This window comes from Streptomyces griseoloalbus, assembly GCA_014650015.1.
In the GTDB taxonomy this organism is placed as follows: domain Bacteria; phylum Actinomycetota; class Actinomycetes; order Streptomycetales; family Streptomycetaceae; genus Streptomyces; species Streptomyces griseoloalbus.
This window is the reverse complement of the sequence record BMUD01000034.1, coordinates 1-25,777: the sequence shown is the minus strand read 5'-3', so window position 1 is coordinate 25,777 and position 25,777 is coordinate 1. Positions and strand designations below refer to the sequence as shown.

General features: G+C 74.9%; 11 protein-coding genes. 9 read left to right on the top strand and 2 right to left on the bottom strand.

The features are described 5' to 3' along the window. Positions 1-3 precede the first annotated feature (3 nt). Complete coding sequence (locus IE178_RS32910) at positions 4-3,084, bottom strand: ATP-binding protein (RefSeq protein WP_318280378.1); 3,081 nt, start codon at positions 3,082-3,084, stop codon at positions 4-6. Between the two features lie 333 nt (positions 3,085-3,417). On the opposite strand from IE178_RS32910, the gene IE178_RS32905 reads away from it, so the two are divergent. The 9 genes from IE178_RS32905 (at position 3,418) to IE178_RS32865 (ending at position 18,404) form a co-directional block, all read left to right on the top strand. Then, positions 3,418-4,794: a glycosyltransferase gene (locus IE178_RS32905; protein ID WP_193514790.1), complete on the top strand. Its 1,377-nt coding sequence runs from the start codon at positions 3,418-3,420 to the stop codon at positions 4,792-4,794. 66 nt (positions 4,795-4,860) lie between these two features. Further along, positions 4,861-5,919: a DegT/DnrJ/EryC1/StrS family aminotransferase gene (locus IE178_RS32900; protein WP_184764881.1), complete on the top strand. Its 1,059-nt coding sequence runs from the start codon at positions 4,861-4,863 to the stop codon at positions 5,917-5,919. Between the two features lie 70 nt (positions 5,920-5,989). Continuing rightward, a complete protein-coding gene (locus IE178_RS32895; protein ID WP_193514789.1) occupies positions 5,990-7,171 on the top strand; it encodes a cytochrome P450 in 1,182 nt (393 codons plus the stop codon). A 113-nt stretch (positions 7,172-7,284) separates the two neighbouring features. Further along, positions 7,285-7,479 (top strand): ferredoxin, encoded by a 195-nt coding sequence (locus IE178_RS32890; RefSeq protein WP_193514788.1) that lies wholly within the window; start codon positions 7,285-7,287, stop codon positions 7,477-7,479. Between the two features lie 300 nt (positions 7,480-7,779). Then, the gene (locus tag IE178_RS32885) at positions 7,780-8,550 is read left to right on the top strand and encodes a thioesterase II family protein (protein ID WP_184764884.1); all 771 of its coding nucleotides are present in this window, start codon (positions 7,780-7,782) and stop codon (positions 8,548-8,550) included. Between the two features lie 160 nt (positions 8,551-8,710). Continuing rightward, on the top strand, positions 8,711-10,894 hold the full coding sequence (gene pabB, locus IE178_RS32880; protein ID WP_193514787.1) for an aminodeoxychorismate synthase component I: 2,184 nt from the start codon (positions 8,711-8,713) through the stop codon (positions 10,892-10,894). Between the two features lie 154 nt (positions 10,895-11,048). Further along, the gene (locus IE178_RS32875) at positions 11,049-16,388 is read left to right on the top strand and encodes a type I polyketide synthase (protein WP_193514786.1); all 5,340 of its coding nucleotides are present in this window, start codon (positions 11,049-11,051) and stop codon (positions 16,386-16,388) included. Between the two features lie 113 nt (positions 16,389-16,501). Further along, positions 16,502-17,524 carry an ATP-binding cassette domain-containing protein gene (locus tag IE178_RS32870; RefSeq protein WP_438874434.1) on the top strand — a complete coding sequence of 341 codons (1,023 nt, stop codon included), beginning with the start codon at positions 16,502-16,504 and terminating at the stop codon, positions 17,522-17,524. A gap of 31 nt (positions 17,525-17,555) precedes the next feature. Continuing rightward, positions 17,556-18,404 carry an ABC transporter permease gene (locus IE178_RS32865; protein ID WP_229875912.1) on the top strand — a complete coding sequence of 283 codons (849 nt, stop codon included), beginning with the start codon at positions 17,556-17,558 and terminating at the stop codon, positions 18,402-18,404. An 875-nt stretch (positions 18,405-19,279) separates the two neighbouring features. Here IE178_RS32865 and IE178_RS32860 read toward each other — a convergent pair. Continuing rightward, a partial coding sequence (locus tag IE178_RS32860) for a type I polyketide synthase (RefSeq protein WP_193514785.1) occupies positions 19,280-25,777 on the bottom strand: 6,498 nt, incomplete at its 5' end.

The window sequence follows — 25,777 nt, the reverse complement described above, 5'->3', positions numbered from 1 at the left end:
CGCTCACCCGGCCGGTTCGGATCCGGCGGGCCGGCCCGGTGAACCGGGTCCGGGCGGTGAACCGTATCCGGGCGGGGCGGCGGGGCCGGGTGGCGAGCCGGGCCCCAAAGGAGCCTCCTGGCCGGGTGGAGTCGTCGTACCGGAGGAACCGATGCCCGGCAGTCCGGCCGTAGCGGACGAGGGGCCGGGTCCGGACGAGGCGCCCGGGCCGGGCGGGACGTCGGGGCCGGGCTGGGCGGTGCCGGCGTCCAGGGCGCCCGCCAGGTCGGCCCGGCGGGTGACACCGAGCTTGCGGTAGACGCTCGTGAGGTGGAGTTCGACCGTGCGCACGGTGACGAACAGCGCCTCCGCGGCCTCCCGGTTGCTCACCCCCGAGGCGACGAGGGCGGCCACCGTGCGTTCCGTGCCGGTCAGCATGTCCAGCGGTGACACGGTGATCTCGCGCATGCGTCCGCCGGCCCCGACCAGCTCCTCCCGGGCCTGCCGGGCGAGCGCCACGCAGCCGCAGCGCAGGGCGACGGCCACCGCGTCACGCAGGTGTTCGCGGGCCTCGCGCGCCGCGCCGCCGGCCAGCACCGCCCGGCCCAGCATCAGCAGCGCTCGGGCGTGGTCGGCTCGGGCCGGCGAGTCCGCCAGCCGGGACACCGCCTCCTTGAGCAGGGCGGTTCCGGCCGGGCCGGGCGTGGCGGCGCCGCGGGCGAGGGCGGCGTAGCCCAACGCGCGGGCGGTGCCCCAGCGTTCGGCCAGCACGGCGCCGTGGTCCGCCGCCCGCCGGGCCTCGTCGAAGCGGCCGGACTCCGCCAGGAGGCAGGCCGCGTCCAGCCACCAGGGGGCGAGGACCGGGTTGGCCAGTCCGGCCCCGGCGAGGGAGTCACCGCAGGCGCGCAGGATGTCGAGAGCGCTCTCGGTGTCGCCGAGCGCGCGGCGGGCCCGCGCCCTGGCCATGAGGTACCAGTGGTACTCCCAGGCGAACTCCTCGATGCGCGGCCTCTTGACGGTGTCGAGCACCGCTTCGGCGCGCCCGGGCTCGCCTCGTTCGGTCAGGGCGAGCGCCAGGGCGGTCTGCGGCGTGGCGGCGCCCTCTCCCCACTCCTCCCCCTCGCAGAGGTCGACGGCGGTCTGGGCGTCCGCCATCGCCTGGGGGATGCCGCCCTGGTCGAGGTGGACGAAGGCGCGGGTGGCGAGCGCGAGAACGCAGGTCCACACGGCCGCGGTGCGCCGGCTGTCGCGCAGCACGGTGTCCAGGGCGTCGAGCGCCTCATCGGTCTCGTCGGCGAGGGAGAGCGCGAGGGACGCGGGCAGCAGGGACCACGCGCCGAGCGGTACGTCCGGTGAGCGCAGGGCGCGCCGGGCCTGGCGGACCGACTCGGCGGCGGAGCGGCCGTCCATGGCGGTGAGCACGGTGAGCATGGCGAGCTGCTGGCGCTGGGCGGGCGTGTCCCCCGGCGGCGTGGTGAGCCGGGCGGCCCGCTCGCGCACCGCGGGCAGGGTGGACTTCTCGTCGGCGCCGACGATCAGCAGGGCCGATTCGACCAGGGTGAGGAGTTCGCGGTCGGCGGGTTCGGGGTCGGTGCCGAGCTCGTCGGTGAGGGCGTCCAGCACCTCGGTGAGCACGCGGGCGCCCTCGGGGGACCGCTGGACGCGCAGGCAGGTCAGTCCGAAGCGGACCGCGACCGTCGCCCGGGTGCGCACGTCACCCGCGAGGTCCATGGCCTCGCGCAGCAGGGTCAGGGAGCGGGCGGGATCGGTCTCGGAGAGGACCGCGGCGAGCCGCGTCCGGACCTCCGGCGCGTTCGGCCGGGCCCGCACGACGCGTTCCAGGTAGCGGACGGCGGCCTCGGGGGCGCCCCGCTGCTCCGCCTGCGCGGCGGCGTCCAGGAGTACGGCGGTCATCCACGGCTGGTTCGCCCGGGGCAGGAGCAGCAGCTGGCCGGCGATCTGCTCGGGGGACCGTCCGACGTCGCTGAGCAGCTGGGCGGCCCGGGTGCGCAGTGCGGCGAGGGCCGCGGGGGCGACCGTGGACAGGACCGCCGCGCGCACCATGTCGTGCACCAGCTCGTTCCGGTCGGGCTGGACGAGGGCTGCCCGCCGCAGGATGTCGACGGCCTCCTCGGCCTGTACCACGGACACCCCGGCGAGGGCGGCGAGGTGTTCGGTCCGCTCCGGACCGAGCACGGCGAGGGCCCGGGCCATCTCACGGACCTGCTCGGGCCGGCCGTCCAGGATCTCGTGCACGGTGGAGGCGACGACCCGTCCGCCGAGTTCGGTGACCCGCCGGGCGCCGTGGTCGTCGGGGTCGACTCCGGCGAGGCGCAGTCGGTGCAGGAGCCGGTGCAGTTCCAGGGGGTTGCCGCCGGTCACGTCGGTGAGGGCGTCGACGAAGGAGGGCCGCGGCGTGTGGCCGGGGAAGGCACGACGGGCGAGTTCCCCGACGTCCTCGGCCGGCAGGGCGGCCAGCGGCAGGCTGTGGGGCCGGTGGTGGGCCACCAGGTCGCTCAGGGCGGGCCCGGCGCCGGAGTCGGTGCGCTGGGCGAGGACGACGAGCAGTGGCATGCCGTCGGCGCGGCGCAGGAGGAAGTCCAGCCAGCGCAGGGAGCGTTCGTCGCACCGGTGTGCGTCGTCGAGGGCCAGCACCAGGGGGCGTTCCGCCATGAGGTTGGCGGCGAGCCAGTACAGGCCGTTGAGGACCGGGTAGGTGGCTGTGGGGGTGCTGTCCGCGCCGGCCGGATCGGGGGCGAGCGCGGGCAGGGCGTGGCGGGCGCTGCCGCGCAGCAGGGCGGCGGAACGTCCCCTGCGCGAGGTGAGGTTGAGCTGTCCGAACAGGCCGCGGACACCGCTGTAGCCGATGCCCGAGTCGACCGCGCGGCAGGCTCCGTACAGCACGGTCATTCCGTCGAAGGGACCGCCGTGCTCGAGCGCGGCCCTGAGCAGCGAGGTCTTGCCGACCCCCGCCGGCCCGTCGAGGACGATCATCTGGTGCTGCCCGGCCCGGGCCGCTGCGGCCCGGGCGGCGAGCGTCCCGAGGTGGGCCGAACGGCCGACCAGGGGAAGGGACGGGCCTGCGGCCCGTTCCCGGTTGGTCACGTGATCTCCCTTGCGTCGTGCTGGGGCCGGACGGAATGCCGTTGGCATCCTCCGTCGTCGCTGTATACGGGACCGCACGGTGCGCCCACCGTACAGGGAACATCAGTTCCCCGTACGGTGCCGCACCGGCGCTTTCCCGCCCGGTCCCCCTCCGCGGGCGAAGTCTAAGGATTTCCCGGTTCCGCCCGTGAGATCAAGGTGTGGTGCGGTCGGCTCCGCCCGAATCGGGCCCGGCCGACGGGCCGCACACGGACAACTCCGTCCTGCCCGCCGGCCGTGCCCGCGGGCGGCCGGTGACTTCGGCAGTCATTTGGTGAAGGTGAAAGGGCCCTCATGGAATCCGCCGCACGGCCGATCCTCTTCGTCGGTCTCCCCGAGAGCGGGCTGCTCAACCCGCTGCTGGTGCTGGCCGGCGAACTGGCCCGGCGTGGTGTGCCCGACCTGTGGTTCGCCACCGACGAGCACCGGCGCGAGGACGTCGAGGCGCTGTCCGCCGGCTCCCCGGTGTCGTTCGCCTCGCTGGGCGAGGTGGTGTCCGAGCTGTCGGCGGTCACCTGGGACGACGCCGTGTACCGGGAGGTCACCCAGTCGTCCCGGTTCAAGGCGCACCGCGCCGTGGTCCGGCAGTCGTACAAGCCGGCGCTCCAGGCGCGCAAGTACCGTGCCCTGGCGAAGGTGGTCGAGGAGGTCCGGCCGGCGCTGATGGTGATCGACTGCGTGAGCGGCTTCGGCGTCGACCTGGCGCTCACGCACGGGATCCCCTACGTGCTGTCGGTGCCCTTCGTCCCGAGCAACGTGCTGACCTCGCACAACCCGTTCGGCGCGTCGTACACCCCGAAGGACTTCCCCGTCCCCAACTCCGGCCTGCCGCTGGAGATGACGTTCCGGCAACGGCTCACCAACACGCTGTTCAAGTGGCGGACGCTTTTCATGTTCCTGCATCCGTCGATGGGCAAGGTGCTCAAGGAGGACGCCGCGATCCGCAAGGAGCTGGGCATCGCCCCGCCGAACGCCCTGACCCGGGTGGACGCGGCCGAGATGGTGCTGTGCTCCTCGATCCCGGAGCTGGACTACCCCTTCGACGTGCCGGAGAAGCTGCGGCTGGTGGGCGCCCTGCTGCCGCCGCTGCCGGAGTGCCCGGACGACGAGGACCTCGGCGGCTGGCTGGACCGGCAGTCGTCGGTGATCTACATGGGCTTCGGCACCATCACCCGGCTGACCCGTGAGGAGGTCGCGGCGCTGGTGGAGGTGGCCCGCCGGATGCAGGACCGGCACCAGTTCCTGTGGAAGCTGCCGAAGGAGCAGCAGCACCTGCTGCCGCCGGCCGCCTCGCTGCCGGACAACCTGCGGGTGGAGAGCTGGGTGCCGTCCCAGCTGGACGTGCTGGCCCACCCGAAGGTGTCGGTGTTCTTCTCGCACGGCGGCGGCAACGCCTACCACGAGGGCGTGTACTTCGGTAAGCCGCAGGTGGTGCGGCCCCTGTGGGTGGACTGCTTCGACCAGGCGGTGCGCGGCCGTGACTTCGGCTTCAGCCTGACGCTGGACCGGCCGGAGACCGTCGACCCGGACGACGTCGTCGACAAGCTCACCCGGGTCGTCGAGGACCCCTCCTTCCGCGAGCGGGCGGAGCGCCTCGGCGCGCTGCAGCGGGCGGCCGGCGGGCGCAAGACGGCGGCCGACCTGATCCTGGGCCTGCTGCCGCGGCCATGACGCCCGGCCGTCCGCCGGCCCGCCTTTCCCTTCCGGTTATCGCACGCACCATCGCAGCGAGGACGCATGTCTTTCACCCAACCCGTTTCCCGGCCCACTCTGGGCGGGCGTGAACTGGAGTACGTCACCGACGCCGTCAGCGGCGGCTGGATCTCCTCGCAGGGCCCCTATGTGCGGCGCTTCGAGGAGGCGTTCGCCGAGTGGAACGGTGTGGCGCACGGCGTCGCCTGCTCCTCCGGCACGGCCGCGCTGACCCTGGCGCTGCGCGCGCTGGGCATCGGGCCGGGCGACGAGGTGATCGTGCCGGAGTTCACCATGGTGGCCTCCGCGTGGGCGGTCACGTACACCGGGGCGACGCCCGTCTTCGTGGACTGCGGCGACGACCTGAACATCGATGTCTCCCTGATCGAGGAGAAGATCACTGCGCGTACCAAGGCGCTGATGCCGGTGCACGTCTACGGGCGCCGCTGCGACATGGACGCGGTGATGGATCTCGCGCACCAGTACAACCTGCGGGTGGTCGAGGACTCGGCGGAGGCGCACGGGGTGCGGCCGGTCGGGGACATCGCGTGCTTCTCGCTCTTCGCCAACAAGATCATCACGGCGGGCGAGGGCGGCATCTGCCTCACCGACGACCCGCGGCTGGCCGAGCAGCTCGCGCATCTGCGGGCCATGGCGTTCACCCGTGACCACAGTTTCCTGCACAAGAAGCTGGCCTACAACTTCCGTATGACGGCCATGCAGGCGGCCGTGGCGCTGGCGCAGGTGGAGCGGCTGGACGAGATCCTGGCCGCCCGCCGCGAGATCGAGGCCCGCTACGACGCGGGACTGGGGGACGTCCCCGGTGTGACCCTCATGCCGCCGCGGGACGTGCTGTGGATGTACGACATCCGCGCGGAGCGCCGCGAGGAACTCCGCGCCCATCTCGCCGAACGGGGCGTCGAGACGCGGTTGTTCTTCAAACCGATGAGCAGGCAGCCCGGTTACCTCGACCCGGTGTGGCCGTCCCTGAACGCGCACCGCTTCAGCGAGGACGGCCTGTACCTGCCCACCCACACCGGACTGACCGCCGCCGACCAGGAGTACATCACCGGCGCCGTCCGGGAGTTCTACTCCGCGGGCTGAACCGCCGGGACCCGACCGCGGTTTCGCGCGGCGCCCCTGGAAACCTCAGGAAGAGGAAGAAGGAACGGACATGACGACCAGCACCGACCCCACGGTGGTCGGCTTCCCCCGGCGCACGCCGGAGGAACCGCTGCCCCTGTCCCAGTACGCGAGCCACCGCGAGCAGAACGGTCTGGTGCTGTCCCACCTGCCGAACGGGGTGCCGATCTGGCTGGTGACCCGGCACGAGGACGTGCGCGCGGTGCTCACCCATCCCAAGATCAGCGCCAACCCGGACAACGAGGGCTTCCCCAACGTCGGCGAGACGATGGGCGTGCCCAAGCAGGACCAGATCCCGGGCTGGTTCGTCGGCCTGGACTCGCCCGAGCACGACCGGTTCCGCAAGGTGCTCATCCCGGAGTTCACCGTGCGGCGCGTCCGGGAGCTGCGGCCGGCGATCGAGCGCACCGTGGACGAGCGCATCGACGCGATGCTCGCCGCGGGCGACCACGCCGACCTCATCAGCGACTTCGCGCTGCCGGTGCCGTCCCTGGTGATCTCCTCGCTGCTGGGTGTGCCGCCGGCGGACCGTGACTTCTTCGAGTCGCGCACCCGCACCCTGGTCGCCATCCGCACCTCCACCGACGAGGAACGGGCCACCGCCACCCGGGAGTTGCTGCGCTACATCAACCGGCTGATCGCCATCAAGGAGAAGTGGCCCGGCGACGACCTGATCAGCCGCCTGCTGGCCACCGGGCAGCTCACCGCCGTCGAACTGTCGGGGGTGCTGCTGCTCCTGCTGATCGCGGGCCACGAGACCACCGCCAACAACATCGGCCTCGGTGTGGTGACCCTGCTCGGCAACCCGCAGTGGATCGGCAACGAGCGGCTGGTGGAGGAGCTGCTGCGGCTGCACTCGGTGGCCGACATGGTGGCGCTGCGGGTCGCGGTGGAGGACGTGGAGATCGCCGGTCAGCTCATCCGCAAGGGCGAGGGCATCGTGCCGCTGCTGGCCGCCGCCAACCACGACACCGAGGTGTTCGGCTGCCCGCACGCCTTCAACCCGGAGCGTTCCGAGCGCCGCCACGTGGCGTTCGGGTACGGCGTCCACCAGTGCCTCGGCCAGAACCTGGTGCGGGTCGAGATGGAGATCGCCTACCGCAAGCTGTTCGAGCGCATCCCGACGCTGGAGCTGGCCGTCCCGACGGACGAGCTGGCCTTCAAGTACGACGGGATCCTGTTCGGACTCCACGAGCTGCCGGTGCGCTGGTAGGCCACCGGCACCCGGGTGCCGCCGGACGGTCCCGGCGGCACCCGGCACCCCGCCGGCCCGGCCCCCGCCCGGACACCCACGTTCCAGTCACCATCCCCCAAGGAGCAACGAGCATGCGCGTCACCGTCGACAGCGAGCGGTGCGTCGGAGCGGGCCAGTGCGCACTGAACGCGCCGGAGGTCTTCGACCAGGACGAGGACGGGATCGTCGTCCTGCTGGCACGGGAGCCGCGGGAGGCGGACGCGGAGGGCGTCCGGGCCGCGGGCGACCTGTGCCCGTCGGGCTCGGTCACCGTCCACGAGGACTGACCGTCCACGAAGGCCGCCCGCGCCGTCCCACGAAGGCCGCCCGCGCCGTCCCGGTACGGCCGGACGGGCTTCCCGGGACGGTGGACGGAAAGGACTTCCGCGGCGGGACGGGGCGTCAGCGCCGGCCCGGCCGCGGATTCCGCGGCGCGGCGTCCGGATCCCAGAGGGGCCGGACACCCCGCCGGGGACACAGGGGCCCGTGGCGGTCCGGCGCGGGAGGCGCGCCCGTCCCGGACCTTCGCGGACCCGCCCGGCCGGCGGAGCACCGCCGGCCGCAGCATCACCGAAGGGACTCACACCGTGACCACCGCTGACGACACCGGGGCCCTGTGGCTGCGGCGCTACCACCCGGCCGACGCCGACGCGGTACGGCTGGTCTGCTTCCCGCACGCGGGCGGTTCGGCCAGCTTCTACCACCCGGTCTCGGCTCGGTTCGCCCCGGCCGCCGAGGTCCTGTCGCTGCAGTACCCCGGCCGCCAGGACCGGCGCAGGGAACCCTGCGTGGAGGACCTCGGCCGGCTCGCCGACCTGGTCACCGAGCAGCTGCTGGCGCTGGACGACCGGCCCAGCGTGTTCTTCGGGCACAGCATGGGCGCGGCGCTGGCGTTCGAGACGGCGTGGCGGCTGGAGCAGAAGGACGCCGGACCGCTCACCGTCATCGCCTCCGGCCGGCGCGGCCCGTCGACCACGCGGGCCGAGGAGGTGCACCTGCGCGACGACGACGGCATCGTCGCCGAGATGAAGCGGCTGAACGGCACCGCGGCGGGCGTCCTCGGCGACGAGGAGATCCTGCGCATGGCCCTGCCGGCGCTGCGCGGCGACTACCGCGCCATCGAGACGTACTCCTGCCCGCCGGACCGCAAGGTGCGCTGCGGGGTCACCGTGCTCACCGGCGACGGCGACCCGCTCACCACGGTCGAGGAGGCCGAGCGCTGGCAGGACCACACCGAAGGCCCGTTCCGGCTGCGGGTGTTCACCGGCGGCCACTTCTTCCTCACCCAGCACCTGACGGCGGTCAACGGCGAGATCGCCGACACCCTCGACCTGGCACGGTCCGCTCCGGCGTCCTGACGTCCGCCCGGGCGGTGCCGCCGGACGGCGCCGCCCGGGCAGGCGCAGGAGTCGTGGTCGACCCACCACCGGAGAGCCCGCACACGGCCGGACCGCCACCCGCGTCCGTCACGTTCCCCGTCACTTTCCGCTCACGCGCCTCCTGGACAAGGAAACGCTCATGCGCACACTGCTCGTCGACAACTACGACTCGTTCACCTACAACCTGTTCCACTACCTGTCCCGGGTCAACGGGCGCGAACCGGAGGTGATCCGCAACGACGACCCGGCGTGGCGGCCGGGCCTCCTCGACTCCTTCGACAACGTGGTGCTCTCCCCCGGTCCGGGCACACCGCACCGGCCCGCCGACTTCGGGCTGTGCGCGGGCATCGCCGAGGAGGGCCGGCTGCCCGTGCTCGGGGTGTGCCTGGGCCACCAGGGCATGGCGCTGGCCCACGGGGCGTCGGTGGGCCGGGCCCCCGAGCCGCGACACGGCAGGGTCTCCGCCGTGCGGCACGACGGCACCGGACTGTTCGAGGGGCTGCCGCGGCCGCTGGAGGTGGTGCGCTACCACTCCCTGGCCGTGACGGACCTGCCGCCGGAGCTGGAGGCCACGGCGTGGTCGGCGGACGGGGTGCTGATGGGCCTGCGTCACCGGACGCTCCCGCTGTGGGGCGTGCAGTTCCACCCGGAGTCCATCGGCACCCAGGAGGGGCACCGGCTGCTGGAGAACTTCCGCCGGCTCACCGAGGAGCACGGCCGGGCCGGCGGGCCCCGGCCGGCCGTCACGGCGGGCGTCCCCGCGCGGCGGCGGTCCCCGGAGGCCGACACCGCCGCGGCGGTGGCACCGGACCCCGCCACGGCCGCCGGTGCGGCGGGCGGCGGATCACCGCGCCGGCTGCGGGTGGTCGCCGAGCGGCTGCGCACCCGCTGGGACGCGGAGGTCGCCTTCGACCGGCTGTTCCGCACCGGCGACCACCCGTACTGGCTGGACAGCAGCCGCCCGGGCGGACGTCTGGGGCAGCTGTCCGTGATGGGGGACGCGTCCGGCCCGCTGGCCCGCGTCGCCTCGGCGGACGTGGAGGCCGGCACCGTGACCGTCACCGAGGGCGGCACCACGCGCGTCGAGCAGTCGCCCTTCCTCGCCTGGCTGGAGCGGGACCTCGCCGGGCTGAGCACCGAGGTCCCGGACCTCCCCTTCGACTTCGCGCTGGGCTGGGTCGGCTGCCTGGGCTACGAGCTGAAGGCCGAGTGCGACGGCGACGCGGCGCACCGCTCCCCCGACCCGGATGCCGTCCTGGTCTTCGCCGACCGCGCCCTGGTGCTCGACCACCGCACCGACACCACCTATCTGCTGGCGCTGGCCGAGGACGGCGACGAGGAGCCGGCCCGGTCCTGGCTGGCGTCGGCCGCCGGCACCCTGGAGACCCTCGCGGGCCGGGAACCCGAGCCCTACGAGGCACCCGCGGCCGGGGGTACCGGCCCGGTCGTGCTGCGCCACGACCGCGACGCCTACCTCAAGCTGATCGACGTATGCCAGCAGGAGATCGCGGCCGGCGAGACGTACGAGGTGTGCCTGACCAACATGGCCGAGGCGGACACCGACCTCGACCCCTGGCAGGCGTACCGCTGTCTGCGCCGGGTGAGCCGGGCGCCGTTCGCGGCGTTCCTGCACTTCGGGCCGATGGCCGTGCTGAGCACCTCGCCCGAGCGGTTCCTGCGCATCGACCGGCACGGCGTGATGGAGTCCAAGCCCATCAAGGGCACCCGGCCGCGCGGCGCCGATCCGCGGGAGGACGAGCGGCTCGCCCGGGACCTCGCGGCCAACGAGAAGGACCGCGCCGAGAACCTGATGATCGTCGACCTGGTCCGGCACGACCTCGGCCGGTGCGCGCAGGTCGGCTCGGTCGTCGCCGACCCGGTGTTCCAGGTGGAGACGTACGCGACGGTGCACCAGCTGGTGAGCACGGTGCGGGCGCGGCTGCGCCCCGGTCTCAGCCCGGTCGCCGCCGTGCGCGCCGCGTTCCCCGGCGGTTCGATGACCGGCGCCCCGAAGATCCGCACCATGCAGATCATCGACCGGCTGGAGGGCGGCCCGCGCGGCGTGTACTCCGGCGCCATCGGCTACTTCTCGCTGACCGGCGCGGTGGATCTGAGCATCGTCATCCGCACGGTGGTGCTCAGCGGGAACCGGCTGCGCTACGGCGTCGGCGGCGCCGTCATCGCGCTGTCCGACCCGGCGGCGGAGTTCGAGGAGACGGCGGTGAAGGCCGCGCCGCTGCTGCGGCTGCTCGGCGCCGCGTTCCCGGGGCGCGAGGAGCTGGCCGGCGAGTCCGTGTCCGACGTGACGCCGGCGGGCCCGTAGGCGGGGCGGGCGGCCGTGAGCGGGGCGGGCGGCCGTCCCCCCTTCCGCGCCCCCGCATGCCTGCGGCGGCCCATGTCTAGGGAAAACCCGGGGCGTTGGGCAACAGCCTGAGAGCGTTCCCCGTTCGCCGGAAACGCTCGACCTCCCGGGAGTGATGGTGCCCGTCCACGCTGACGACTACGTGATCCAGCCGCCCGGTGCCCGCGAGGGCGAGCTGGACGGTCTCACCCTGCCCGCGGTTCTCGCCGACGCCGTGCGGGCCGGGGGTGACGCGGTGGCCCTGGTGGACGGGGACCGCGAACGCACCTGGCGGGAGATGCGGGACGACGTGGACGCGCTGGCCCGCGCGCTCCAGGAGTCCGGCGTCCGGCCCGGCGACGTGGTCGCCCTGCACCTGCCCAACTGCTGGGAGTACGTCTCACTGCACCTGGCGGCGGCGTCGGTCGGGGCGGTCACCCTGCCCGTACACCAGGGCAACGCCCCCGCCGACGTACGCGCCCTGCTGGAGCGGGTCGGTCCGGCGGTGCTCGCGCTGCCGGCCGACACCCAGGAGCCGGACGGACCGCTGGCCGCGGCGGCGCTGCGGGAGTCGCTGCCGTCGCTGCGCACCGTCCTGGTGACCGGCGGCGGACCGGCCGAGGGCACCGAGTCGGTGCGGGGCCTGCTGGACCGCTGGGCGGGTGAGCGGCCCCGGCCGGTGGAGGTGCGGCCGGACGCGCCGTTCCTGCTGTTCCCCTCGTCCGGTACGACGTCCGCGCGGCCCAAGATCTGCCTGCACACCCACGACTCGCTGCTCACCAACTCCCGTGCCGCCACCGAGGACAGCGCCGGGGCGTACGCCGGCACCCTGATCACGGCGTGCCCGCTGACCCACTGTTTCGGCCTGCAGTCGCTGTATTCGGCGCTGTTCCGTGCCGGACGGCAGGTGCTGCTGCGCTCCTGGGACGTGGACCGGTTCCTGGAGCTGGCGCGTTCGGCGCGGCCGAGCGTGGTGGTGGCCGTGCCGGCGCAGCTGCACGACGTGGTGGCGCGGGCCCGTGAGTCGGCAGGGGGCGCCGGATTCCGCCCGGAGCGGGTGCTCACCGCCGGCGCCGCCCTGCCCGCCGCCCTGGTGCGGGACGTGCGCGAGACGCTGGACACCGCGCTGGTCGTGGTGTGGGGCATGTCGGAGGCCGGGAACGGCACCAGCAGTCTGGCCGGGGACCCGCCGGAGGTCGCCGCGCACAGCGTGGGGCGGCCGGTCCGCGGCGCGCGGATGCGCGTCCTCGGCGAGGACGGCACGCCGTGCGCCCCGGGCGAGGCCGGGGAGCTGTTCTACCGCAGTCCCAGCATGTTCCGCGGCTACTACGGGGAGCCGGAGCTGACCCGGTCGGTGGTGTCGGAGGACGGCTGGCTGCGCACCGGTGACCTCGCCTCGATCGGCGAGGACGGCCTCGTGGTGTTCCACGGCCGCTCCGCCGAACTCATCAACGTGGGCGGTCGCAAGTTCAACGCCGTGGAGATCCAGGGGCTGCTGGCGGACCTGCCGGACATCGGTCCGCTGGCCGTGGTCGCCAAGCCCGACCCGCGGCTCGGGGAGTACCCCTGCCTCGTGGTGACCGCACGCCCGTCCGGTTCCGCGGCGGGCCCGGGGGACGGGGACGCGCCTGCGGGCACGGTCGGTCTCGCGGAGGTGACGGCGTTCCTGCGGGAGCGCGGCGTCGCCGAGTACAAGATCCCGCTGGAGCTGGTGGTGCTGTCGGCCCTGCCGCGCACCCCCGCCGGGAAGATCAACCGGCGGGCGCTGGAGCAAATCCTGGCCGACGCCGCCGCGCGGCCGGAGCAGGTTCCCGACGACGCGCCCCGCCCGGACCCCGGCACCGCCCTCGACCTGGTCGTGGCGGCGGTCGCCGAGGTGCTCGGCGCGCGGGGCGCGGACGAGGCGGGTCCCATCGGACCGGACGTCACCTTCCGCGCGCACGGCCTGGACTCGGTGGCGTCGGTGCGGCTGCGCAACGCGCTCGCCGAGGCCACGGGCCTGCCGCTGCCGGCCGCGGTGGCCTTCGACTTCCCGACCCCGGCGGCGCTGGCCCGGGAGCTGGCCGGGCTGAACCGCCAGGAGGAGGAGCCGGTTTCCGGCCCGGAACTCCATGACGAGCCCGTGGCGATCGTGGGCATGGCCTGCCGGCTGCCCGGCGGCACCGCCTCCCCGGAGGCGCTGTGGGCGCTGCTGAGCGAGGGCGGCGACGCCGTTTGCGGGTTCCCCACCGACCGCGGCTGGGACCTGGACACCCTCTTCGACGACGATCCGGAGCACCCGGGCACCACCTACGCCCGTGAGGGCGGATTCCTGCGCGACGCCGCCCACTTCGACGCGGGGTTCTTCGGCATGTCGGCGCGGGAGGCGCTCGCCACCGATCCGCAGCAGCGGCTGCTGCTGGAGACCGCCTGGGAGGCCGTGGAGCGGGCCCACATCGATCCGCTGTCGCTGCGCGGCAGCCGTACCGGCGTGTTCACCGGCGCGATGTACCACGACTACGCGACGGGGGCGACCGACCCGTCCGGGGAACTGGAGGGGCTGCTGCCGGTGGGTACCTCCGCCGGCGCGCTGTCCGGGCGGATCTCGTACACACTCGGCTTGGACGGCCCGGCGCTGACGGTGGACACGGCCTGCTCCTCGTCGCTGGTGGCGCTGCACCTGGCGTGCCGGTCGCTGCGGTCCGGGGAGTCGGAGCTGGCGCTCGCCGGAGGGGTGGCGGTGATGGCCACGCCGGCGCCGTTCGTCGGTTTCTCCCGGCTGCGGGGCCTGTCCCCGGACGGCCGCTGCAAGTCCTTCGGCGAGGGCGCGGACGGGGCCGCCTGGTCGGAGGGCGCCGGTCTGCTGCTCCTGGAGCGGCTGTCGGACGCGCGCCGCAACGGGCATCCGGTGCTCGCGGTGATCCGCGGCTCGGCGGTCAACCAGGACGGCGCCTCCAACGGTCCGACCGCGCCCAACGGCCCCGCCCAGCGCAGGGTGATCCGCCGCGCGCTGGCCGACGCGGGGCTCACGGCGGCGGACGTCGACGCGGTGGAGGGGCACGGCACCGGTACGGCGCTGGGCGACCCGATCGAGGCGCAGGCGCTGCTCGACACCTACGGACGGGAGCGTCCCGAGGGACGCCCGCTGTGGCTGGGCTCGGTCAAGTCGAACCTGGGACACACCCAGGCGGCGGCGGGCGTGACCGGGGTGATCAAGATGGTGCTGGCGCTTCGGCACGGCGTGCTGCCGCGCACGCTGCACGCCGACACCCCCAACTCCCGGGTGGACTGGTCGGCCGGGACCGTCCGGCTGCTGAACGAGGCTCGCGCGTGGCCGGCCGGGGAGGGCGGGCCGCGGCGGGCGGCCGTCTCGTCGTTCGGCATCAGCGGCACCAATGCCCATCTCGTACTGGAAGAGGCCCCGGCCGGTTCCGGGGCCGCACCGGCCGCGCGGGAACAGGACGCCGAGGGGCCCGCCGTGCCGTGGCTGGTGTCGGCCCGGGACGCGGCGGCTCTGCGGGGCCAGGCGCGCCGGCTGGCCGCGTATGCCGAGGCCCACCCGGAGGTGCCGGCCCGCGACATCGCGTACTCGCTGCTCACCACCCGCTCCGTGCACGCCCGTACGGCGGTGCTCTCCGGGGCGGGGCGGGACGCGCTCACCGCGGCGGCGGCCGGGTTCGCCCGGGACGGCGTCGCCGGGGTGACCGGCCGGCGCGCGGGCGGCGGTCCGGCCCAGACCGCGTTCGTGTTCACCGGTCAGGGCAGTCAGCGTCCCGGCATGGGCCGCGCGCTCGCCGCCGCGTTCCCGGTGTTCGACGCCGCGCTGCGCGAGGTGTGCGCGGAGCTCGACCCGCTGCTCGAGCGGCCGTTGACGTCGGTGATGTGGGCGGCCCCGGACAGCGCGGAGGCGGGGCTGCTGCACGGCACGGGCTGCGCGCAGCCCGCCCTGTTCGCCTTCCAGGTGGCCCTGTACCGGCTGCTCGGCTCCTGGGGTGTGACGCCTGCCCGGCTGGTGGGCCACTCGGTGGGCGAGATCGCCGCCGCGCACGTGGCGGGCGTACTGGGTCTGCCGGACGCGTGCGCGCTGGTCGCGGCGCGCGGCCGGCTGATGCAGTCGCTGCCGCCGGGCGGGGCGATGGTCGCGGTCGGCTGTTCCGAGGCCGAGGTGCTGCCGTGGCTCGTCGGGCGCGAGGAGCACGTCGCCGTCGCCGCGGTGAACGGTCCGCGCTCGGTGGTGCTGTCCGGCGCGGAGGCTGCGCTGGCCGACCTGACGGGCGAGCTGACCGCCGCCGGGTACAAGACGCGCCGTCTGGTGGTCAGTCACGCCTTCCACTCGCCCCTGATGGACCCGGTGCTCGCCGAGTTCCGGCAGACCGTGGCGTCGCTGTCCTTCGCCGCGCCGGAGGTGCCGCTGGTCTCCGGCGTCACCGGCCGCCCGCTCACCGCCGCGGAGGCCGCCGACCCGGACCACTGGGTGCGGCACGCGCGGGAGGCGGTCCGGTTCGCGGACGCGGTCGTCCACCTCGCCGACGCGCGGACCGGCGTCTACGTCGAACTGGGCCCCGAGGCGGCGCTCACGCCCATGGTGGACGAGTGCCTGGCGGAGCACCTCGGGCGGCGGGAGCCGGGGAACGGGCCGGTGGTGGAGCCGCTGCTGCGGGGCGGGGACGACGAGGTGGGGGCCCTGCTCGCCGCCGCCGTGCGGCTGCACGCGCACGGTCTGCCGGTGGACTGGCCGGCGGTGCTGCCGGACGCGCGGACGGTTTCCCTGCCCACGTACGCGTTCCAGCACGAGGCGTACTGGCTGGCCTCGGTGCCGGCCGGCACGGTGGCCGTGGCGAGCCCGGAGACGACCGGGGCCGCGGACGCGGCGCCCGCGCTGGCCGGGCGGCTGGCCGGCCTGACGGACGCGGAGGCCGAGGCGCTGGTGACGGACCTGGTGCGCGGCGAGCTGGCGGCCGTGGTCGGCGGGGAACTGCCGCCGGACGCGGATGACGGCCGGGCCTTCACCGAACTGGGCGTCACCTCCGTCACCGCCGTCGAACTGCGCAACCGGCTCGCCGCCGTCACCGGGGTCCGGCTGCCGTCGACCCTGGTCTTCGACCATCCCTCCGCCGCCGCGGTGGCCCGGCTGGTGTGCGACACGCTCCGGCGGTCCGGGCCGGTCCGTGTCCGTGACGCGTCCTGTCTGGTCGACGAGTTGGAGGCGCTGCTCACCTCGGGCGCCGACCTCGACTCCGGGACGGCGGGCCGGCTGCGGACGCTGGCCACGCGCTGGGCCCCGGCCCGCGCCGGCGGCGCGGAACCGGCCGCGGGCCCTCTGGACCTGGCGGACGCCACGGACGAGGAGTTGTTCCGCCTCATGGACGGGGCGGGGCCGGACAGCTCGCACGCGGGGCCGTCCGGTCCCGCGGCCGGGGCCGGCGGCACCGACGAGGACCTGTTCGGCCTCATGGACGGGGTGGACGGCACGGACGCCCCGGGCGGCGGCCGGTAGGCGCCCGACCGGCGTGTTCCCACGTCCCCACCTCCGTCGCCCGGCGGACTCCACGGGCCGGCCGCCCGGCCGGCCCTCCACCCAGCGCACACCCACCAGCGGGAGATCACCTCATGAGCGGGCTCGTCATGCCCCCCAGCACCCAGTCCGGAGCGGGGGCCGGATCCGGCCCGGACTCCGGCCCCGGCGGCGATCAGATGATCGTGGCGGAAGGCGTCAGCAAGTCGTTCGGATCGGTCCACGCCCTGGACTCGGTCAGTGTCAGCGCCCGCCGGGGCACGGTCCTGGCTCTCCTCGGCCACAACGGGGCAGGCAAGACCACCCTCGTCAACATCCTGACCACCTCGCTGCCGCTGTCGTCGGGACGGGCCCGGGTCGCCGGGTACGACGTGACCCGCGAGCCCTTCGAGATCCGCCGCCGCATCGGCCTCACCGGCCAGTTCGCGTCGGTGGACACGCAGTTGAGCGGACGGGACAACCTCGTGCTGATCGCCCGGCTGCTGGGTGCGGGCCGACGGGCCGCGCGTTCCCGGGCCGACGACCTGCTGGAGCTGTTCGAGCTGACCACGGTCGCCGACCGGCGCGCGAGCGGCTACTCGGGCGGCCTGCGCCGCCGGCTCGACCTGGCCGTGTCGCTGGTCGGCGGCCCGCGGGTGATCTTCCTCGACGAACCCACCACCGGCCTGGACCCGTCCAGCCGCCTGAAGCTGTGGGAGATCGTCGAGGGCCTGGTCCAGCAGGGGGCCACGGTCCTGCTGACCACGCAGTACCTGGAGGAGGCCGACCGGCTCGCCGACTCCATCACGGTGCTCTCGGCCGGCAAGGTGGTCGCCTCGGGCACCGCCGACGAGCTCAAGGCCACCGTCGGCCGGCGCACCGTCACGCTGACGCTGGACGGCGACGACGCGCCCGCGCGGGCGGGGGCCGCGCTGCGCGGCGCCGGGTTCGCGCCGGTCGGCGGCGAGGACGGCACCCGCAGTCTCGTCGTCCCGATCGACACCACCCGGGAGATCGCGGACGTCATCCGCACGCTGGACCAGGCGAGCGTCGAGGCCACCGAGCTGACGTTCGGCGAACCGACCCTGGACGACGTGTACCTGACCCTCGCCGAGCAGCACGCCAGGACCCCGGCGTGACCGTCGGCCGACGCCCTCTGTGGAGGACCTTGTGACCACGCATCTCACTCCCGCACCGCGCCCGGCCGCGCCCGTGGCCGTCGCACTCGAGGCGCCCGACTTCGGCGGGAGTTCGTTCGTCGGCCAGGTGCGGGTGCTCACCGGGCGGTCGCTGCGGGCGATGGTGACCGACCCGGGCATCGTGCTGTTCGGTCTGATCCAGCCGGTCGTCATCCTGTTCGTGCTGACCCAGGTGTTCAGCAAGATGGGCATGCCCCCGCACTTCCCGGAGGGCGTGAGCTACCTCGACTTCGTGCTCCCCGCCGTCCTGGTGGACAACGCCGCGCAGTCGGCGATGCAGTCCGGGGTGGGCCTGGTGGAGGACCTGCGCAACGGCGTGGTCGCCAGGCTGCGTTCGCTGCCGGTGCACCCCGGGGCGCTGCTGGTGGCGCGCAGTCTGGTGGGGCTGGTGCGCAGCGCCGTGCAGATCCTCGTGATCATGGTGCTGGCGATGACGGTCCTGGGCTACTCCCCCAACGGAGGCGTCGCCGAACTCGCCCTGTCCGCCGGGCTCACGCTCTTCCTCAGCTTCGCCCTGGGCTGGGCCTTCATCGCGGCCGGCGCGTGGCTGCGGCGCGCGGAGCCCCTGCAGAACCTCGCCCTGATCGTGATCTTCCCGCTGATGTTCGCGTCGAGCGCGTACGTGCCGGTCGCCGACCTGCCCGGCTGGCTGGCGGCCGTGGCGCAGGTGAACCCGCTGACGTACGCCATCGACGCGACCCGCGCCCTGGCGCTGGACGTGCCGGGCCTGGACCACGCGATTCCGGCGCTGGTCATCGGCGGGGTCATCAGCGCGGCGGGCGTGTTCGCCGCCCTGGCCGGCTTCCGCCGGCCCCTCTGACCCCGCGCCGCTTCCTCCCCCCGGGGCGCGGGACCCGGCCCGCAGGTGCCTACAGGCACCTGCGGGCCTTTTTCGTGCGCGGAGCCGGGGGCGGGGCGGGCGCGTGTGTCGTCCGGCGCCGGTACGGGCACGGGTGCGGGCGCGTGTGTCGTCCGGCGCCGGTACGGGCACGGCATCGGCACGGATGGGGGCACCGCCGCCGCGCGTCCGCCCGAGTACGGGGCCGGCATCGGCACGGGAACGGGCATGAGCACCGCTGCGGGCGCCGTCCGAGGGCCGCACGGGCGCGCCGGGGCGGCGTTCTGGGCGCGGAGGGGTGCCTCCGAGGGGCCGGAACGGCGGGAGTCCCGTGGGAGGTGTCCGCCGCCCTGTCCGTGGCCGGGGTGGCTGGACGCTTCGGGTGCGCTGCCTGTTTCGGTCACCGCTCGGCTTGAAACAGGCGGTGGCGGGTGCCGGGGTGGGGGAAGAGTCGCTGGTCAGCGAATGGGATGCCTGCCCGGACCGCCTCCAGGGCGGGCAGCCGGGAACCCGGAAACGGGTCGCCCACCCTTTTTTCGTTCCCCTGCCGGCCCGGGTCCCGGGGTGATCGGGCGCAAGCGGTGCCGCCTCCCCGCCGCGGTTCCGGCCCGCACTCAACGGCGGGTCCGTCCTCACCGTCCCCGACCGGGCGCCGCCGTAGCCGCTGCCACGACTCCGGCCGCCGTCGGCGCACTTAACACGGCCGGGCACGACGCGCACGGCCGGGCACGACGCGCACTGCCCGTATGGCAAAAAGCCCGGACCGGCCTTCACGACGGTGATGGCCGTCGTGAAGGCCGGTCCGGGCCCTGGGGATGGCGGGCCGGGCCGGGGATCGTCCCGGCCCGGCACCGTGGCTAGGAGAGGCCGAGTTCGTTGTCGAGCATGTCGAAGACCTCCTCGTCCGTCGCGGAGTCGAAGTCGAACGCGTCGTCCTCCTCCGCGGACGCGGCGGACGCCTCCGTGCGCAGCGACTGCCACTTGCTGCGCAGCACCTCCAGGCGGCCCGCGACCTGTTCGAAGAGTTCGGCACCCACTTCGATGCCCGTGATGCTCTTCTCCAGCCGGTCCAGTTCGGCCAGGACCGCCTCCGGCCCGTCGGCCGGTGCCGGTGCGACGCGCGCGTACAGGTGGGCGACGAGTTCGCTGGGCGTGGGGTAGTCGAACAGGAGGGTGGCGGGCAGGCGGGTGCCGGTGAGCGCGCCGAGCCGGTTGCGCAGTTCGACGGAGGTCAGCGAGTCGAAGCCGAGGTCCTGGAAGGGACGGGTCGGTTCGACGTCGGCCAGGTCCACGTGACCGAGGACGGTGGCGATCTGACCTCGTACCAGTTCCAGCAGTGCCTCGCGGCCTTCCGCCGGCGTGAGTCCGGACAGCCGCTGGGTGAGGTCCCCAGCGGCCGCCGTTCCCGCCGCCGGGGCCGCGCGGCGGGACGCCACCCGGATCAGCGAGCGGAACAGCGGCGGGATCTCGCCGAGGGACCGCAGGGCACCGAGGTCCAGCCGTACGGGCAGGACCGCGGCCCCGGCGTCGGCGGTGCGAAGGGTGTCGAACAGGGCCAGCCCCTGCTCCGGCTCCATCGGCGGCATGCCCGCCCTGGTCATCCGGGCGATGTCGGCCTCACCGAGTTCGCCGGTCATGCCGCTGCCCCGGGTCCAGGGGCCCCAGCCGAGGGACAGGGCGGGCAGGCCCTGGTCGCGGCGGTGCCGGGCGAGGGCGTCCAGGAAGGCGTTGCCGGCCGCGTAGTTGGCCTGGCCGGCGTTGCCGAGCGTGCCGGCGACGGAGGAGAACAGCACGAAGGCGTCGAGCGGAAGACCGCGGGTGGCCTCGTGCAGGTGCCAGGCGGCGTCCGCCTTGGGCCGCAGGACGGCGGCGAGCCGTTCGGGCGTGAGGGTGTCGATCATGCCGTCGTCCAGGACGCCCGCCGCGTGGATCACGGCGCGCAGCGGCCGGTCGGCGGGCACCTCGGCGAGCAGCCGGCCGACCGCGGCGCGGTCGGTCACGTCGCAGGCGGCGACGGTGACGCGGGCTCCCTCCGCCTCGAGCGCGGCGGCGAGTTCGGCGGCGCCGTCGGCGGCGGGGCCGCGCCGGCTGACCAGCAGCAGGCTCCGCGCGCCGTGCTCGGTCACCAGGTGGCGGGCGACGGCGGCGCCGAGGCCGCCGGTCCCTCCGGTGACGAGGACGGTTCCCTCGGGGTCCCAGTCGGCCGTGCCCCGCTGGTCGGGCGTGGTGGCCCGGACCAGCCGGGGCACGAGCACCCGGCCCTCGCGGACCGCGAGCTGCGGCTCGTCGGAGGCGGGTGCGAGGACGGCGGGCGGAAGGTCCGTGCCCGCGTCGGTGTCCTCCAGGTCGAGCAGGGTGAACCGGCCGGGGTGTTCCGCCTGGGCCGCGCGCGTGAGGCCCCATACGGCGGCGGCGGCCGGGTCGGTGCCGTCGGTCGCGCCCCGGGTGACGACGACCAGGCGGGAGGCGGTGAACCTCTCGTCGGCGAGCCAGGTGCCGAGCGTTCCGAGGACCCGGGTGGTCGCGGTGTGCGCGGCGCCCGCCATGTCGGCCGGGGCGGCGCCGGCCGGTCCGGTGCCGGTGTGGACGGGCAGGAGGACGACCGGCGGTACCGGGCCGTCGGCCGCCGCGTCGGCCAGTGCCGTCAGGTCCGCGTACCGGTCGGCGGCGGCTCCGGCGGCGCGGACGGCCGCGTCGAGGGCGCCGTCGTCCGGGCCGCCGATCAGGGCGACCCGTACGGCCTGCGTGCCGGCGGCGTTCGGAGCCCTTGTGGCTTCCTGCTCCGGTGCCGGGATCCAGTCCAGGGCGAACAGGGAGTCCCGTTCGGCGCCCGTCCCAGCCCCGAGCTGTTCCGCCGAGATGGGGCGGGTGACCAGGGAGTCGACGGTGGCCACGGGTGCGCCGGCGGTGTCGGCGACGGCGATCGCGAGGGTGCCGTCGTCGGCGCGGGAGAGCCGGATGCGGACGGCGGACGCGCCGACGGCGTGCAGGGACACGCCGTTCCAGGCGAACGGGACCCCGCCGCCCTGTGACGTCCCGCCGCCCTGCGGTGAGTCGCCGCCCTGCGGCGCGTCACCGTCGGCGGCCGTGCCGGCCAGCGCGGTGGCGTGCAGGGCGGCGTCGAACAGCGCCGGGTGCAGGCCGTACGCCTCGCCGTCGGTGCCGTCGGGCAGGGCGACCTCGGCGAATACCTCGCCGTCGCGCCGCCAGGCGGCCCGCAGTCCCTGGAACACCGGTCCGTAGACGAACCCGGCGTCCTCGAAGCGCTCGTACAGGCCTTCCGTGTCGAGCGGTTCGGCCTTCTCGGGCGGCCAGACGGACGCGTCGAAGTCCGTGGCGGCCGAGGCCGCGGGACCGGTCGCGAGGACGCCCTCGGCGTGGGTCGTCCAGGTGGCGGCGGGGTCGTCGGCGGGCCGGGAGTGGATGCCGAGCGGGCGGCGGCCCGTGTCGTCGGGGGCGCCGACGCCGACCTGGAGCTGGACCGTGCCCCGGGCGGGCAGGACCAGCGGTGCGGCGAGGGTGAGTTCCTCCACCAGCGCGCAGCCCAGGGAGGTGCCGGCGTGCACCGCCAGCTCCAGCAGGGCGGTGCCGGGGACGAGGACGGCGCCCATGACGACGTGGTCGGCGAGCCAGCCGTGGGTGCCGACCGACAGCCGTCCGGTGAACAGGTGGCCGTCGGATCCGGCGAGTTCCACGGCCCCGCCGAGCAGCGGGTGGTCGGCGGGCGTCAGTCCGGCGGCTTCCGCCCCGGCGCCCATGTGCATCTCCGTGGGCCAGAAGCGGCGCCGCTGGAAGGCGTACGTGGGCAGGGCGACCCGGCGGGCGCCGAGACCGGCGAAGAACCGGGGCCAGTCGACGGGCACGCCGTGTCCGTGGAGCCGGGCGAGGGCGTCGACCAGGGCGGTCTCGCCGGGGGTGGTGCGCCGCTGGGCGGCGACGGTCACGGCGGTGTCGGGCAGGGTCTCGCGGGCCATGGCGGAGGCGACACCGTCGGGTCCGAGCTCGAGGAACGTGGTGACGCCCTGCTCGTGCAGGGTGTTCACCCCGTCGGAGAAGCGCACGGCCTCGCGGACGTGCCGTACCCAGTAGTCGGCGGAGCACAGTTCCTCCGCGGTGGCGAGGGCCCCGGTGAGGTTGGAGACCACGGGCAGGGCGGGCGGCCGGGGCGACAGACGCTCCAGCACGGCGCGGAAGTCCTCCAGCATCGGTTCCATCAGCGGGGAGTGGAAGGCGTGCGACACCCGCAGGGCGGTGGTACGGCGGCCCTGCTCGCGGAAGACCGCGGTCACCTTCTCGACGTCCGCCCCGGCGCCGGACACCACGACGGAGGCCGGGCCGTTGACGGCCGCGACGCCGACGCCGTCGGTGAGGTGGGGCAGCACCTCGGCCTCGGTGGCCTGGACCGCCGCCATGGCACCGCCGGCGGGCAGCGCCTGCATCAGGCTGCCGCGGGCGGCGACCAGCGCGCAGGCCTCCTCCAGGGTGAAGACCCCGGCGACATGGGCCGCGGTGATCTCTCCGATGGAGTGTCCCGCCACGTATTCGGGGACGACACCGAACGACTCGGCGAGCCGGTACAGCGCCGTTCCGAGGGCGAAGAGGGCGGCCTGGGTGTAGGCGGTGCCGTTCAGGGCGTCCTCGTCGTCGCCCCAGACGACGTCGCGCAGGGGCCGTTCCAGGTGCTCGTCCAGCCCGGCGCAGGCCGCGTCGAAGGCCTCGGCGAACACCGGGAACCGCTCGTACAGGTCGCGTCCCATGCCGAGCCGCTGCGAGCCCTGGCCGGGGAAGAGGACGGCGAGCAGTCCCTCGCGGGCCGTGGTGGCCGGCTCCTCGCCGCGTGCGACCGCGCCCAGGGCGGCCAGCAGCCCGTCGCGGTCCGCGCCGACGACCGCGACGCGGTGTTCGAACGCCGCGCGGGTGGTCGCCAGCGAGTAGGCGACGTCGAGGGGGCGCGGCGCGTCCGCACCGGCCTCCTCGACGTGCGCCAGCAGGCGTTCGGCCTGGGCGCGCAGGGCGTCCTGGTCGCGCGCCGACAGCAGCCACGGTACGACCGCGGCGGGCGCCTCACCGGGGACGGCGGGGGCCGTGGGCGCGGCGGCGGGTGCCTGCTCGACGATGACGTGGGCGTTGGTTCCGCTGATGCCGAAGGAGGAGACACCGGCGCGGCGCGGGCGGCCGGTGCCGGTCCATTCCCGCTGCTCGGTCAGCAGCGCGACGGAGCCGGTGGTCCAGTCGACCTGGTCGCTGGGCGCGTCCACGTTGAGGGTGGCGGGCAGCACACCGTGCCGCATCGCCATCACCATTTTGATGACGCCCGCGACGCCGGCGGCGGCCTGCGTGTGGCCGATGTTGGACTTCACCGAGCCGAGCCACAGGGGGCGCTCCTCGGGCCGGTCCTGGCCGTAGGTGGCGAGCAGCGCCTGGGCCTCGATCGGGTCGCCGAGCGTGGTGCCCGTGCCGTGCGCCTCGACCGCGTCGATCTGGTCGGCGGCGAGCCGCGCGTTGGCGAGGGCCTGCCGGATCACGCGGCGCTGGGAGGGCCCGTTGGGGGCGGTGAGCCCGTTGCTGGCGCCGTCCTGGTTGACGGCGGAGCCCCGGACCACGGCCAGCACCTCGTGCCCGTTGCGCAGTGCGTCGGACAGCCGCTCGACGACCAGGAAGCCCGCGCCTTCGGAGAAGCCGGTGCCGTCGGCCGCCGCGGCGAACGACTTGCACCGTCCGTCGGGTGCGAGCCCGCCCTGCCGGCCGAACTCGACGAACACACCGGGTGTGGCGAGCACGGTGACACCGCCGGTGACGGCGAGCGAGCAGTCGCCCTGCCGCAGCGCCTGCACCGCGAGGTGCAGCGCGACCAGGGAGGACGAGCAGGCGGTGTCGACGGAGACCGCCGGGCCCTCCAGGCCGAGCTTGTAGGAGATGCGGCCGGTGACGACGCTGCCGTTGCCGTCGCTGCCGGGGTAGTCGTGGTACATCACGCCGGCGAAGACACCGGTGCGGCTGCCCTTGAGCGAGGCGGGGTCGATGCCCGCGCGCTCCAGCGCCTCCCAGGACAGCTCCAGCGCGAGCCGCTGCTGCGGGTCCATCGCGAGGGCCTCGCGGGGCGAGATGCCGAAGAACCCGGGGTCGAAGTCGGCCGCCCCGTCGAGGAAGCCGCCCTCGCGTGCGTAGTAGCCGTCGGGGTGCTTGGCCTCCGGGTCACGCAGCATCGACAGGTCCCATCCCCGGTCCTCGGGGAACGGGGTGATGGCGTCCGCGCCGTCCGTGACCAGCCGCCACAGCTCCTCGGGGGAGGTCACTCCGCCCGGGTAGCGGCAGGCCATGCCGACGATGGCGATCGGCTCGTGCTGGGCGGCGGTGAGCCGCCTGTTGTCCCGGCGCAGCCGCGCGGTCTCCGCGCGTGCGGCGCGCAGGGCGTCGGGGGCCGCGGGGGCCTTGGAGGGCTCGGGGAGGGGGACGTCCTGGGCGTCCGGGACGGCGTCGGCGGTGCCGTCCGTGTCGTCGTCCGGGTCGGTGTCGTACTCCTCCCCGTCTGCGACGGCCTCCGCGTGCGCCGACGCTCCGTCGTCGTCGGCGAGTTCGAGGAGGACGTCCATCAGACCGGCGTCCCGCAGGCGCCTGGTCGGGATCGACCGCAGTGCGCGGCGGATGCCGTCCTCTCCGGCGTCGCCGTCCGCGTCATCGCCGGACGCCGGGTACGCGGCGGCCAGTTCGGCCTCCACGAACTCGGTGACGGCGAGGGCGTTGGGGTGGTCGAAGACCAGGGTCGCGGGGAGTCGGAGTCCGGTGAGGTTGTTGAGCTGGTTGCGCAGTTCGGTCGCGGCGAGCGAGTCGAAGCCCAGCTCCTGGAAAGCCCGGTCGGGTCCGATCGCCTCGGCCGAACCATGTCCCAGCACGGCCGCCACCTGCGAGCGCACCAACCGCAGCACGGTGCGGTGCCGTTCGGCGGCCGGGAGGGCCGCCAGCCGCTGGGCGGGGGGCTCCTCCCCTGCCGCTCCGGCGGTCGCGGCAGCGGCGGCGCGGCGTGTGGCCGGGGCGAGGGCGCGCAGGAGGGCGGGGACTTCGTCGGTGCGGGTGCGCAGGGCGGCGGTGTCGACCCGCAGCGGAACGACCGTCGCCTCACGGCAGTCGAGTCCGGCCGCGAACAGCTCCAGCCCGGCCTCGTGGGAGAGCACCGGCAGACCCTGCGACGCCATCCGCCGACGGTCCACCTCGCCCAGGTACTGGCCGAGCCCCGCACCCACATCCCAGAACCCGTACCCCATCGACGTCGCCGGCAGACCCTCCGCCCGCCGACGCGCCGCCAACGCGTCCAGGAACACATTCGCCGCGGCGTAATTGCCCTGACCAGCCGTCAG

Excerpts from the sequence above, each read along its gene's own strand:
- IE178_RS32900 (WP_184764881.1), top strand. The coding sequence starts at position 4,861 with ATGTCTTTCACCCAACCCGTTTCCCGGCCCACTCTGGGCGGGCGTGAA.
- IE178_RS32895 (WP_193514789.1), top strand. The coding sequence starts at position 5,990 with ATGACGACCAGCACCGACCCCACGGTGGTCGGCTTCCCCCGGCGCACG.
- IE178_RS32905 (WP_193514790.1), top strand. The coding sequence starts at position 3,418 with ATGGAATCCGCCGCACGGCCGATCCTCTTCGTCGGTCTCCCCGAGAGC.
- IE178_RS32875 (WP_193514786.1), top strand. The coding sequence starts at position 11,049 with ATGGTGCCCGTCCACGCTGACGACTACGTGATCCAGCCGCCCGGTGCC.
- pabB (WP_193514787.1), top strand. The coding sequence starts at position 8,711 with ATGCGCACACTGCTCGTCGACAACTACGACTCGTTCACCTACAACCTG.
- IE178_RS32870 (WP_438874434.1), top strand. The coding sequence starts at position 16,502 with ATGAGCGGGCTCGTCATGCCCCCCAGCACCCAGTCCGGAGCGGGGGCC.
- IE178_RS32890 (WP_193514788.1), top strand. The coding sequence starts at position 7,285 with ATGCGCGTCACCGTCGACAGCGAGCGGTGCGTCGGAGCGGGCCAGTGC.